A 12,530-nucleotide genomic window follows, 5' to 3' on the forward strand; every position below is an offset into this window, starting at 1 on the left:
CTCAAACCAGCACGAGGTCATCTACATGAACAACTTCACGGTCATAGCCGCTGCCCAGCGCCTCGCCGAGGTCCCGGGTGGACCTGCCCAGCATCTGGGGCAGTTCGGCAGACGAGTAGTTCACCAGTCCGCGGGCCACCACGGTGCCGTCGGCACTGGCGATCTCGACGGCGTCCCCCGCTTCAAAGTCACCATGCACGGCCGAGATCCCGGCCGGCAGCAGCGAGGTACGGTGATGCCGCACAGCCTTCACGGCGCCCTCGTCCAGGACCAGGCGGCCCTGCACGGAGGCCACGTGCGCCAGCCACAGCAGGCGGACCGGCTTGCGGGCTCCGTTGACGGTGAACCAGGTGCCGACGTCCTCGCCGTTCAGTGCCGCGGCGGCGTTGGGGGTTGAGGTGACCAGGGCGTGGATGCCTGAGCCGGCGGCCATGGTTGCCGCCTCGACCTTGGTCAGCATCCCGCCGGTTCCGACGCCGGCTTTGCCGGTCTTGCCGATGGACACGCCTTCCAGGTCATGGGGGCCTTCAACGAGGGGAATCCTCTTCGCACCGAGCGACGGCGGTCCGTCGTACAGGGAGTCGACGTCGGACAGCAGCACCAGCGCGTCCGCCCGCACCAGGTGGGCCACCAGTGCTGCGAGGCGGTCGTTATCGCCGAACCGGATTTCGTGGGTGGCTACGGTGTCGTTTTCATTCACTACCGGAACCACACCAAGGTTGAGCAGCCGGTCCAGGGCACGGAACGCATTGGTGTGCTGGCTCCGCCGCATCAGGTCATCTGCCGTGAGCAGGACCTGGCTGACGGTTACGCCGTGTGCACCAAACGCCTGGGTATACCGGGCCATCAGCAGGCCCTGCCCAACGCTCGCAGCCGCCTGCTGGGTGGCAAGGTCCCGCGGACGTTTGGCGAGGCCCAGCGGCGCGAGGCCGGCAGCGATGGCGCCGGAGGAAACGAGGATGATCTCGGTTCCCGTATTCCGCTTGGCGGCCAGCGCATCCGCGAGGGCCGTCAGTGATTCTTCCGAGATGCCGCCCTTGATGCTTGTCAGCGACGACGAACCCACCTTGACCACAACGCGGCCGGCGTTGGCGAGGACGCTCCTGTCCACGGAGCGGGTGACCGGTTCCGCGGCTGCAGGCCTAGAACTCATCGCCTGCGTCCAGTCCACTCTCCTTGAGGGGCTTGCCGACCCTGCGGCTGCTGACTGACTCGGTCCAGATGCCGGCCTTGCGTTCTGCTTCCAGCTCGGCGCGGGCGGCCGCCCTGGCGTCCTTGCGTTCCTGCTGCTCTTCGCGCTTCTCGCCACGGGTGGGACGGTCACCGATATCGGCGAAGCGGATGTCAGTGCCGCGCGGCGACGCAAGGAGTTCCGCACCGGCCATCATGGTGGGCTCCCAGTCGAAGACGACGCCGTCGTCACCACCGATTACCACGGTGTCGCCAGGCTTGGCGCCCTGCTTGAACAGTTCCGTCTCTACGCCCAGCTTGGCGAGGCGGTCAGCCAGGTAACCGATGGCTTCCTCGTTGGTGAAGTCCGTTTGCTTGATCCAACGCTCCGGCTTCTCGCCAAGGACGCGGAACAGCGGCTCAAGGCCCTTTTCCTCGCGGCGGATCTTGAAGCCGGATTCGTTGACGGCCCGGGGCCGCAGCACAGCCGGCTGGACCTTGGGCGGCGCGGCGGCCACTGCATCGCGGGCAGCCTTGACGATACCCGCCATGGCGAAGCCGAGCTGACGCAAGCCCTCGTGGCTGGTGGCGGACACTTCGAACACCTGGTAACCGCGGGATTCTAGTTCCGGGCGCACGAATTCGGCCATGTCCTTGCCGTCGGGCAGGTCCACCTTGTTCAACGCCACCAGGCGGGGGCGGTGGTTGAGCGGAACAACTTCGCCGTCCTGCCCGGCGTAGCTCATGTCTACGGCGTATTTTTCCAGTTCGGCCTCGATAATGGCGAGGTCAGCGAGGGGGTCACGGTCCGATTCGAGGGTGCCGCAGTCCAGGACGTGGACCAGCGCGGCGCAGCGCTCCACGTGGCGCAGGAAGTGGTGGCCCAGGCCCCTGCCCTCGCTGGCGCCTTCGATGAGGCCCGGGACGTCGGCGATGGTGAAGCGGACGTCCCCGGCCTGGACCACGCCAAGGTTGGGAACAAGAGTGGTGAAGGGGTAGTCGGCGATCTTGGGCCTGGCCGCGGACATGGCGGCAATGAGGCTGGACTTGCCGGCGGACGGGTATCCGACCAGGGCGATGTCGGCGATCGACTTAAGCTCCAGGACAACGTCGCTGGATTCACCTTCGATTCCGAGCAGGGCGAACCCGGGAGCGCGGCGTTTCTGAGACGAGAGCGCAGCGTTGCCGAGGCCGCCGATACCGCCTGCTGCGGCTACGTACTCGGCGCCTTCGCCAACGAGGTCCGCAAGGACGGTGCCGTCCTTGGACTTGACTACGGTGCCGTCCGGGACGGGGAGAATGAGCGTCTCGCCGTTCTTCCCTCCGCGCCAGTCGCCCATGCCCGGGCCGCCGTTGGTTGCGTGGCGGTGGGGTGCGTGGTGGTAATCAAGGAGGGTGGTGGTCTGGTGGTCCACGCGAAGGATCACGTCGCCGCCGTTGCCGCCGTTGCCGCCGTCGGGACCGCCCAGCGGCTTGAACTTCTCGCGGTGGACGGAAACGCACCCGTGGCCGCCGCTACCGCCGGATACGTGCAGTACTACCCGGTCTACAAAGCTGGCCACGTGGATCTCCTCAGTGCTGTTTCCTGGACGCCGCCGGGCGCCAAGACGATTGTAATGCGGTTAAAAGAACAGTGGAGCGGACCATCTGGCCCGCTCCACCGCTTCAGAACTGTTTGTTACTCTGCAGCTGCAGCAGCAACGATGTTGACGACGCGACGACCGCGGCGGGTGCCGAATTCAACGGCTCCCGGGGTCAGTGCGAACAGGGTGTCGTCGCCGCCACGGCCAACGCCGGCGCCCGGGTGGAAGTGGGTGCCACGCTGGCGGACGATGATCTCGCCTGCGGAAACTACCTGGCCGCCGAAGCGCTTGACGCCGAGGTACTGAGCGTTGGAATCACGACCGTTGCGAGTGGAGCTCGCGCCCTTTTTATGTGCCATTTGAAATGCCTGCCTCTAAATTCTGGGGATCTGCTGAAAAACCTGAACAGTAACGAAGGTTACTGGATACCAGTGATCTTGACCTTGGTCAGTTCCTGGCGGTGACCCTGGCGCTTCTTGTAACCGGTCTTGTTCTTGAACTTCTGGATCACAATCTTCGGACCACGGAGGTCATTCAGGATCTCAGCCGTAACAGTTACCTTGGCCAGGTCAGCAGCGGCAGTGGTGATCTTGTCACCATCAACCAGGAGCAGTGCGGGCAGCTGAATGGTGCTGCCAGCTCCACCGGCGACGCGGTTCAGGGTAACGAAGTCTCCAACGGAAACCTTCTCTTGGCGGCCGCCTGCGCGGACAATCGCGTACACCACTTGGGAACTCACTTCTCTCGACGTTTATTACTAAATTTGCGTGCGGAACCGGCTAATAAAAGCCTGGCTTCTCGCTGTGCCTCAACGCCGTGGGGTCGTAACCCAAGTGTTGGCGTAAGCACCGAAGATCTAGAATACGCTAATTTTGTCTCCGGCCGCAAATGAGGCTGGTCCCGGCCGGTTGGCTGTGATAGTCACCACAGCTCAAGTCCGGCGGACGGACCTTGCCCCACCATAGTACCGGCCGGCAGGCCGGACACGGTTCAGGAATGAAGGCGCGGCGCGTCGAAGAAGCCCACCTCCAGGCGGCAGGACTGCTTGAAAGCCGTGACCATGGCGGCCCGGTCCGCGGCGGAGGCCTTGCGCCCAGCTTCATCCACAATTGCTATGGCCCTTCGGGTGGCAGCTGCGAAGTCCTCATCGGCGTAGGTCCGCAGCCAGTCCGCATAGGGGTGTGCCGGGGGCTCACCGGCCGCAACGAACTGGGCGTGGAGCGTTGCCCCCACCTCCGCGTAGAGCCAAAAGCAGGGCAGGACGGCCGCCGCCAGAACCGCATAGCTGCCCGACGCCGACGCTGCTGTCAGGTGGTCCACGTAGGACTTGGTCACGGGGCCGAGGCCGGGCTGGAGCGTCCGCGTGCCCAGCCAGGAGCGGTGGAGCTCGGACTCAACCTCCAGGCACTGCCCCGCAGAGGCAGCCCAGAAGAGCTGCTCTGCCTCGGTGGGGGCCAGCGCACTCGCTCTGGCCAGCACGCGCGAATAGCCGTTGAGGTAGATTGCGTCCTGCGCGAGGTAGTACGAAAACTCGTGCTCCTCCAGGGTGCCCGAAGCCAGGTTGCGGATAAAGTCCAGGGCATAGATGTCATTTAGGTCCTTTTCCGCCTCACCCCAGAGTTGTGCCGCGAAGCTCCCTTCGGAAGGCGGCGGCGGCAGGTGGTGGAAGTGGTGCACCGGCCCATTGCCTGTTCCCACCTCCAGTGTTTCCGATGCCTCCAGGGCGCCGGCCAGCCAGGGCTTCACTTCACGGAGGGACACCTCCCAGTCCCCCAACCGCGCCTGGGCCGCCGCCATTGCGGAAGAAAGCGAACAGCCCGTGCCGTGGCTGTTCCGCGTTGCAAGCCGCTCCCCCGGCACCACCACCACATCGTTGGACAGCAGGCCCGTGGTGTTGACCAGCGCATCGGGGCACTCGTTGCCCTCCAGGTGGCCGCCCTTGACCAGAACTGTTGTGCCGGTGGCAGCGGCGAGGGTGCGGCCCTGCTCCAGCGCGCCGGCCCAGGTGTCCTGCAACTGCCCGCCAACCAACATGGCGAGCTCCGCCAGGTTGGGGGTGATGAGGTCTGCCAGCGGCAGGAGCCCGCGCAGTGCCGCTTCCGCGGACTCCTGCAGGAGCCGGTCACCGCTGGTGGCAACCATCACCGGGTCCAGGACCACGACGGCGGGTCGCACCTTCCGGAGCCACGTCCCCACCGCCTCGATCACCTCGGCGCTGCCCAGCATTCCGATCTTCACTGCATCTATGCCAATATCGTCACTGATGGCATCCAGCTGTTCGGCCAGGAACGCTGCGGGGGGCACATGAACGGACCGGACGCCGTGTGTGTTCTGGGCGGTGAGGGCAGTGATGGCAGCCATCCCGTAGCCTCCGAGCGCTGCGATGCTCTTCAGGTCGGCTTGGATGCCGGCGCCGCCGGAAGGGTCGGAGCCGGCGATGGAAAGGACCCGGGGTACCGCCCGGCCCGGCGTTGTTGGTGCCGCTGTGAAGGTTGCCGAGGGGGCAGGAGGCATTACAAGAGTCACAGACAAGAGACATCCCTTCGTCGGTGCTAACCGGACAGGTTCAACGGGTGTGAATCTCAGCCGGCTCTCTGCGCGGCACCCCGTGTCGGTTCCCCAGCCTAGCTTTTTTGCCGGGCGCAGGCCGAAGGTGACGCATTGCGACCGGGCGCCCTGCCGTTGGTTTTCCTCTCATATAAGTTCCAGGTCGCGTTGCCCTTGCGTCCCCTGGCTTTAACGCGGAATGCCCGGCCTGCCACTCCTGTGGCTGGCCGGGCATCCTGTACTGGTGGTTCTTAGAGTTCCGAGGCCGGAACCCCGACGCCCAGGATGATGGGCGCCTCGGCCGGCTTTGTTGCCGCTTTCTCGATGCCGGCGTCTCCACCGGTACCGGCCGGTGCCGGGGCCTTTGCCTCGTGGGTATGCCCTGTGCTGGCTGCCCCCACGCTTTCGTGGTGCTGCACCGTGGTTTCGTTGGCAGCTCCCTGGGCACGGCTGGCACTGCGGTTGCGCCGCGGCCGGCGCTGCCGGGACTGCTCCAGCGTGTGGTCGGTGTAGTCCGTCGCGGGTGCCGCAGGTGCGGCTGCAGGAGCGGACACCTGTGCGGGCTGTACCGCTTCCACGGGCTCCGCCGGCTTCTGCTCCGGTTCCGCCTGCTCGGGCTGGTCTTCAGCGGGCGCCGGCTGGCCGAGCTGGGCGAATGCTTCAGCCAGCCGGTCCAGGGTCAGGGCCGGCTTCTGCTGCTGGTCTTCAGCGTGCTCAACGAACGGCAACACCACCTTCTCACCGCCGAAGGTGAGCACGGCTGCCGGACGCGCTTCGTCGTCGCGCGTTGCAGCCTCCACTGCAGAGGCGGGCGCCGGCTGGTCCGCGGCCGCCTGCCTGGCCGCCGCCACTTCGTCGTCGTGCAGGTGCGCTGCATGCGCGGCGGCGGCGATGTTAGCGAGGGCCAGCCGGGTGGCCTCCGCCTTGGCGTGCCGTTCGGCGTCCGAGGGGTCGGGCTGGACTGTGTGGACGTGCACGGCAGCTGCCGGGGCAATTTCAGGCTGCTGGCCGCCGCGGCCCCGCCGGCGCTTCCGGTCCGGACGTGCGCCGGGCTGGTTGGCGTCGATGCGCTGGGCGTCGGCGCGGTGGCTTTCGCTGCGGGCTTCGGGCCGGTTGTCCGACCGCTGGACGTGGTGCTCGGCGGCCACGATGTTGGCCCGCCGGTGCTCCACGGGGTCGTCGTGGGTGACGATGCCGCGGCCGGCGCACGTTTCGCACTGCTCGCCGAACACTTCCAGGAGCCCGGTGCCCATCCGCTTACGCGTCATCTGCACCAGGCCGAGGGACGTCACTTCGGCAACCTGGTGCTTGGTGCGGTCGCGTCCCAGGCATTCCACCATGCGGCGGAGAACGAGGTCGCGGTTGGATTCGAGGACCATGTCGATGAAGTCGATGACGATGATGCCGCCGATATCGCGGAGGCGGAGCTGGCGGACCACTTCTTCCGCAGCCTCAAGGTTGTTTTTGGTTACCGTCTCTTCGAGGTTGCCGCCGCTGCCGGTGAACTTGCCGGTGTTGACGTCCACCACGGTCATGGCTTCGGTGCGGTCGATCACCAATGAACCGCCGGATGGCAGGAAGACCTTCCGCTCCAGTGCCTTATGGATCTGCTCGTCGATGCGCCAGGCAGCAAAGATGTCCTGGTCCTTGGTCCACTTTTCCAGGCGGCCCACCAGGTCCGGCGCCACGTAGGTAACGTACGCCTCGATGGTGTCCCAGGCTTCCTCGCCGGAGACGATCAGCTTGGAGAAGTCCTCGTTGAAGACGTCGCGGACAACCTTGATGGTGAGGTCCGGTTCGCCGTAGAGCAGTTCCGGGGCAAGGATCTTGGTGGACTTCGACTGGCTCTCGATGCCCTCCCACTGGGCGCGCAGCCGGTTGATATCGTGCGTCAACTCTTCCTCGGAAGCGCCCTCGGCGGCGGTGCGGACAATGACACCGGCCTGCTCCGGGAGGCGGTCCTTGAGGATGCGCTTGAGGCGGTTGCGTTCGACGTCGGGCAGCTTGCGGGAAATGCCGGTCATCGAGCCGCCGGGCACGAACACAAGGTAGCGGCCGGGCAGCGAGATCTGGCTGGTCAGGCGGGCGCCCTTGTGCCCTACGGGGTCCTTGGTCACCTGGACAAGGACGGTGTCGCCGGACTTGAGGGCGTTTTCAATACGGCGCTGTTTGCCCTCGACGTTCACGGCATCCCAGTTCACCTCGCCGGCGTACAGGACGGCGTTGCGGCCGCGTCCGATGTCCACGAAGGCAGCTTCCATGGACGGCAGCACGTTCTGGACCTTGCCCAGGTAGACGTTGCCAATCAGGGAGTCCTGCTGGGTCTTTGACACAAAGTGCTCGGCCAGGACACCGTCTTCGAGGACGGCGATCTGAATTCTGTCGTCGCGCTGGCGCACAATCATCTGCCGGTCGACAGACTCGCGGCGGGCGAGGAACTCCGCCTCGGTGATGACGGTGCGGCGGCGGCCGGTGTCACGGGACTCGCGCCGGCGCTGCTTCTTCGCCTCCAGGCGGGTGGATCCCTTGACGCTGGTGACGCGGTTGCTGACGGCCGGTTCGCTCGCGGCGCGCGGCGCGCGGACGCGGGTGACCGTGTTGGGCGGATCGTCGTCTCCCCCGCCCGTCAGTTCGAGATCCTGGTCGCCACGGCGGCGGCGGCGACGACGGCGGGACGTAACGCCTTCCTCGACCTGCCCGGCTGACTCTTCGTCGGCGTCGTCGGAAGCATCTGCGTCAGCATCTTCGCTGCCCTCGACGTCGGCGCCGACCTCACGCTCACCGACACGGCTGCGTCCGCGACGGCCGCGGCCCCGGCGCCTGCGGCGGCCGTTGGCATCCTCTGAATCGTCCTCATCGGCGTCGTCCTCCGGCGCCTCTTCCACAACGGCGGGAACCGGACGCACCACGGTGCTCAGGTCCGGCGCCTGAAACAGCACGGAGGTGGGCGAAGCGGGTTCCATAAACAGCGAGCCGAAGGGGCTGGAAGGAGCCGCCGGTGCCAGCTCCCCGGAAGCTGCCCCCTGCGGGGCCTCCGCCTTGGGAGCCGCCTGAGCAGCCGGTGCTGAAGGGGCTTCTTCTGTGGGCGCTTCTGCAACAGCCTCTGCTGATGCCGCCTGGGTGGCTGCTGCGGGCACGTCAGCTGCCTCAACGGCTTCGACTGCAACAGGAGCTGCCTGGACATCTGTCGGTTCCGCTGCCGGCTCTGCCGCGGCGGCCGGTGCCGAGGTCTTCCGGGTGGCAACCCGACGGCGGCGGACCGGCTTCGTCTCAGCTGCCTCGAGTGCGGGTTCTGCGGCCGGGAGATCGGGAGCGTCGGCACCTGCACTGACATCAGCGTCAGCGCCGGCAGCGGCATCCAGAGCGGACACCGCTTCCGGCTCTGCATCTTCCGCGAAAGCCGGGAGGGGCACAGCGGTTTCCGCCTTCTTCCGGGCACGGGTCCGCCGGACGGGAGCCTTGGCCTCCGGGGCACTGGGTTCCACTGCACCCGTTTCAGCAACACCGGTTTCGGCAGCTTTGGCTGCGGAAGCATCGACGTCGGCGGGGGCGCCTTCTGCAGTGCCGGCTCCGGTGCGGTCGGCTTCCGGGATCATGGCATCTGCCTTGGGAGCGGCCTTCCGGCGGGTCCTCGTGGCCTTCTTGGGGGCAGCCTCGGCCTCCGCGGCCGCTGCTTCGTCGTTAACGGCAAAAACTTGTTCATTATCCATATGTGGCAACACTCCTGCCCCTGACGTACCGCCACATCCGGCACCCATTGGGGCACATATTGTCAAAACCCGCAGGCGCTGACAGAAGTCAAGTGGATACCCCCAGGTTCGCACCGGCAGTGGGGTGCGGCAGCCCGTGGGGGCCGGCGGGATGTTCTGAAACCCGTTGTTCTACGTGCCACAACCAGGTGCCGCTCAATGGAGTCGCGGGAGACTGCGTCGGTGAGACCGATGCCTGCCCTGCTCGTCATTGGCGGTCTTGGGAACAAGCCACCGGACCGGAGTCCGAATGTGGATCGGCTTCCAGCCATGTTTATTCTCTCATACCCGGACTAAATCACGTGGGAGGCAGCACCAAATCCAAAGGCTCTTCCCACTCATCTGGACGGTCCTTCCAGCCTCCGGCGTTACAATCAGGCAAGGAGCACCGGATGAAAAGGACGCCACACCAATGCCCAGCATCTCCCCCCTCAGCGGCACCCCGGCCCAGGAACGGAGCCTGAACCAGGGCAGCGACCCGGCCGGCAGGACAGCAGGAGCTGTCCCTGCGATGACCCGGAACCGGCCCTTCGGCTGGCTGCTGGTGATCACGGGGGCCATCGGCTGGATCGCCTCGGGAACCCTGGTCCTGGAAAAGCTCGCGGTGCTCCAGGACCCCAACCACACCACGGTGTGCGATGTGAACCCCTGGATCTCCTGTGGCCAGGTGATGCAGACGTGGCAGAGCTCCCTGTTTGGCTTCCCCAATATGTTTATCGGCATCGTGGCGTTCGGCGTCATCATCACGGTGGGCATGGCCCTACTGGCAGGGGCAACCTTTGCCCGCTGGTTCTGGGCAGGGCTGCAGGCAGGCGTCACGCTCGGTTTCATCTTTGTGGTGTGGCTGTGGTCGCAGGCGCTCTACGACATTCACGTCCTCTGCCCGTTCTGCATGATCGTCTGGGCGGCCATGATTCCCCTCTTCGTCTGGGTGACCATCAGGAATATTACGGCCCGGGTGATTCCGGTGCCGGAAAACGCGGCCCGCATCGTGGGCGACTCCGGCTGGATCATCACAGCACTGCTCTACGTGGCCGTCATAGCCACCATCTTCTTTGCCTTCATTCAGGTCTTCGCCGGAACCTCGGGCTTCTAACCGCCCACACAAACCCCGCAGGGTAATAGATAAGGCCGATGTTCTCGACGAACATCGGCCTTATCTGTAATCTCGTGCTGTCTAGTCTTGGAACCAGATCTTGATCTCGCGCTCGGCGGAGTCCGTGGAGTCGGAGCCGTGCACCAGGTTCTGCTGGACCTTCAGGCCCCAGTCGCGGCCGAAGTCGCCGCGGATGGTGCCCGGCGCTGCCGTGGTGGGGTCGGTGGTGCCGGCCAGGGAGCGGAAGCCTTCGATGACGCGGTGGCCTTCGAAGATGGCTGCCACCACGGGACCGGAGAGCATGAACTCGACCAGCGGCTCGTAGAAGGGCTTGCCCACGTGCTCCTCGTAATGCTGCTCGAGCAGCTCACGGGACGCGTCCACCTTCTTCAGCTCGGCCAGGGTGTAGCCCTTGGCTTCGATCCGGGCCAGGATGGCGCCGGTGAGGTTGCGGGCGACGCCGTCGGGCTTGATCAGGACGAGGGTGCGCTCAGTAGTCACAACTGCTCCAATGCGTTGGTATGGGGTTTCGGGTCAAGTCTACGGGGACTTTGTTTACAGGGATGGGGGCTGCTGGCCGGGGCCGGCGGCCTGGTCCGGATGGGCCGCTTCCCATGCGGCCTGTTCGCGTGCCCGCTCGCCGGCTTCCCGGTCCAGGCGGATTCCGGTGCGGATCCCGTACCACCAGGCCAGTGCAAACAGGGCGCCGACCAGGAACATGGCGGGCTCGAAGATCCCGGTGAAGATCAGGACCAGCTGCAGGATCCACCCGAGCCCGATTCCCCAGGGTTTGGTGAGGAAGGCGCAGGCAACAATCATCACCACGCTCAGGCCGATGCCGACGCCGAGGATCAGTGCCGGCGGGAACTCACCGCGGCGCAACCCGAACACCGCCAGGGTGGCGAAGAACATCACGAAGGCTTCCAGGAGCAACACGGTGGAAGCGAACATCACCTTGGTGGAGCGACGCTTCTTGGGCATGCCCGGCCGCCACTCGCGCTGTGCTTTGGTCAGCTTCGCCACTCGCTACGCCTCCGTCTTCCCGAGCAGGATCCGCGCTTCGGCCACCAGCGTGATCGAGCCGGTCACCAGCACGCCGCCGGAAAGATCGTCGTTTGCTTCGGCGCGCTCCACAGCCCACTCCAGGGCGTCGTCGAGCTTCTCCGCCACGTGCACGTTGTCCTCGCCGAAGCCGAGCTCGATGGCGAGCTCGGCGAGTTCAGCTGCCGGTACGGCGCGCGGGGAGTTCGACTGGGTGAAGCAGTACTCCTCAGCCATTCCGCCCAAGGACTCCTTGAGTTGGCGGAGGATCTCCTCGGCATCCTTTTCCTTGAGGATTCCCACCACCGGGACAAGCCTGGTGAAGGTGAAGGCTTCCTGAAGGGCTGCCGCGGACACCTTGACGCCGTCGGGGTTGTGGGCGGCGTCCACCACGATGGTGGGTGCCGTGCGCACCACTTCCAGCCGGCCCGGGGAAGTCACTTCCGCGAAGCCTTCCTGCAGGACATCGAAGCCGAGTTCCTTTTCGCCGCCGAAGAACGCTTCCAGCGCTGCCACAGCCACGGCGGCGTTCTGCGCCTGGTGGGCTCCGTGAAGCGGCACCAGCAGATCCGGGTAACGGCCCGCGATGCCCTGCATGGTGACCATCTGGCCGCCGACTGCCACGGTCCGGGCTTCGACGCCGAACTCCACGCCCTCGAACTTGAAGGGCACGCCGACGTCATTGGCCTTCTCCAGCAGGACTTGGGCTGCGTCAAGCGGCTGGGCGGCGCTGATGAGGTAGCCGCCGGGCTTGATGATGCCGGCCTTCTCGTGTGCGATGTCCTCTGTGGTGTCACCCAGCAGGTCGGTGTGGTCCAGGGAAATGGGGGTAACCACCGAAACCTGGCCGTCCCCCACGTTGGTGGCATCCGTGATGCCGCCCAGGCCCACTTCGATGACTGCCACGTTGACGGGCTGGTCGGCGAAGATCGCAAAGCCCAGGATGGTGAGGCATTCGAAGTACGTCAGGCGCGGCTGCCCGTCGGCTTCCAGCTCCGAGTCGACAATCTGCAGGTACGGCCGGATCTCGTCCCAGATCCGGACGAAGGTCTCGTCCGGGACTGGATGCCCGTCGATGCTGATCCGTTCGGTGACTTTCGTCAGGTGCGGGCTGGTGTACCGGCCGGTGCTGAGGCCGTGGGCCCGCAGGACCGATTCGATCATCCGGGCGGTGGAGGTCTTGCCGTTGGTACCGGTGACGTGGATGATCGGGAACGCCTTGTTCGGCTCCCCCAGCACGTCCATCGCCCGGAACAGCGGGGCAAGCCGTGGCTCCATCTTGTTTTCCGGCGCCCGGCCCAGCAGCTCGGCGTAGACGCTTTCTACGGAAAATTCGTCAGTCAT

General features: G+C 65.9%; 10 protein-coding genes. 1 reads left to right on the forward strand and 9 read right to left on the reverse strand.

From position 1 onward, the window contains the following. Position 1: 1 nt before the first annotated feature. The 6 genes from proB to CXQ88_RS16335 form a co-directional block, all read right to left on the reverse strand. Positions 2-1,153 (reverse strand): glutamate 5-kinase, encoded by a 1,152-nt coding sequence (gene proB, locus CXQ88_RS16310; protein WP_104045193.1) that lies wholly within the window; start codon positions 1,151-1,153, stop codon positions 2-4. Then, positions 1,143-2,732: a GTPase ObgE gene (obgE, locus tag CXQ88_RS16315; RefSeq protein ID WP_104045194.1), complete on the reverse strand. Its 1,590-nt coding sequence runs from the start codon at positions 2,730-2,732 to the stop codon at positions 1,143-1,145. Before obgE ends, proB begins: the two co-directional genes overlap by 11 nt. 116 nt (positions 2,733-2,848) lie before the next feature. Continuing rightward, entirely contained in the window at positions 2,849-3,112 is a 264-nt protein-coding gene (gene rpmA, locus CXQ88_RS16320) for a 50S ribosomal protein L27 (RefSeq protein ID WP_009372867.1), read from the reverse strand. 59 nt (positions 3,113-3,171) lie between these two features. Next, positions 3,172-3,480, reverse strand: coding sequence for a 50S ribosomal protein L21 (rplU, locus tag CXQ88_RS16325; protein WP_091422877.1), 309 nt, complete (start codon positions 3,478-3,480; stop codon positions 3,172-3,174). Between the two features lie 263 nt (positions 3,481-3,743). Further along, positions 3,744-5,267 carry a bifunctional hydroxymethylpyrimidine kinase/phosphomethylpyrimidine kinase gene (gene thiD / locus CXQ88_RS16330; RefSeq protein ID WP_104045195.1) on the reverse strand — a complete coding sequence of 508 codons (1,524 nt, stop codon included), beginning with the start codon at positions 5,265-5,267 and terminating at the stop codon, positions 3,744-3,746. Between the two features lie 284 nt (positions 5,268-5,551). Continuing rightward, positions 5,552-9,010 carry an Rne/Rng family ribonuclease gene (locus CXQ88_RS16335; protein ID WP_104045196.1) on the reverse strand — a complete coding sequence of 1,153 codons (3,459 nt, stop codon included), beginning with the start codon at positions 9,008-9,010 and terminating at the stop codon, positions 5,552-5,554. 451 nt (positions 9,011-9,461) lie between these two features. Here CXQ88_RS16335 and CXQ88_RS16340 point away from each other — a divergent pair, with 451 nt between their 5' ends. Then, positions 9,462-10,145, forward strand: coding sequence for a vitamin K epoxide reductase family protein (locus CXQ88_RS16340; RefSeq protein WP_104045197.1), 684 nt, complete (start codon positions 9,462-9,464; stop codon positions 10,143-10,145). An 81-nt stretch (positions 10,146-10,226) separates the two neighbouring features. On the opposite strand, the gene ndk is transcribed toward CXQ88_RS16340, so the two are convergent. From ndk to CXQ88_RS16355, 3 genes are read right to left on the reverse strand one after another with little or no spacing between them, the layout of a single operon-like run. Continuing rightward, positions 10,227-10,646 carry a nucleoside-diphosphate kinase gene (gene ndk, locus CXQ88_RS16345; RefSeq protein ID WP_104045198.1) on the reverse strand — a complete coding sequence of 140 codons (420 nt, stop codon included), beginning with the start codon at positions 10,644-10,646 and terminating at the stop codon, positions 10,227-10,229. A 54-nt stretch (positions 10,647-10,700) separates the two neighbouring features. Beyond that, on the reverse strand, positions 10,701-11,168 hold the full coding sequence (locus CXQ88_RS16350; protein WP_104045199.1) for a DUF4233 domain-containing protein: 468 nt from the start codon (positions 11,166-11,168) through the stop codon (positions 10,701-10,703). 3 nt (positions 11,169-11,171) lie between these two features. Then, complete coding sequence (locus tag CXQ88_RS16355) at positions 11,172-12,530, reverse strand: bifunctional folylpolyglutamate synthase/dihydrofolate synthase (RefSeq protein WP_104045200.1); 1,359 nt, start codon at positions 12,528-12,530, stop codon at positions 11,172-11,174.

Source organism: Arthrobacter sp. ZGTC412 (assembly GCF_002929215.1).
Classification (GTDB): domain Bacteria; phylum Actinomycetota; class Actinomycetes; order Actinomycetales; family Micrococcaceae; genus Arthrobacter.

Bases quoted from the DNA above. Each gene is read 5' to 3' on its own strand.
- proB (WP_104045193.1), bottom strand. From the start codon at position 1,153: ATGAGTTCTAGGCCTGCAGCCGCGGAACCGGTCACCCGCTCCGTGGAC.
- rpmA (WP_009372867.1), bottom strand. From the start codon at position 3,112: ATGGCACATAAAAAGGGCGCGAGCTCCACTCGCAACGGTCGTGATTCC.
- thiD (WP_104045195.1), bottom strand. From the start codon at position 5,267: ATGCCTCCTGCCCCCTCGGCAACCTTCACAGCGGCACCAACAACGCCG.
- CXQ88_RS16335 (WP_104045196.1), bottom strand. From the start codon at position 9,010: ATGGATAATGAACAAGTTTTTGCCGTTAACGACGAAGCAGCGGCCGCG.
- CXQ88_RS16340 (WP_104045197.1), top strand. From the start codon at position 9,462: ATGCCCAGCATCTCCCCCCTCAGCGGCACCCCGGCCCAGGAACGGAGC.
- CXQ88_RS16355 (WP_104045200.1), bottom strand. From the start codon at position 12,530: ATGACTGACGAATTTTCCGTAGAAAGCGTCTACGCCGAGCTGCTGGGC.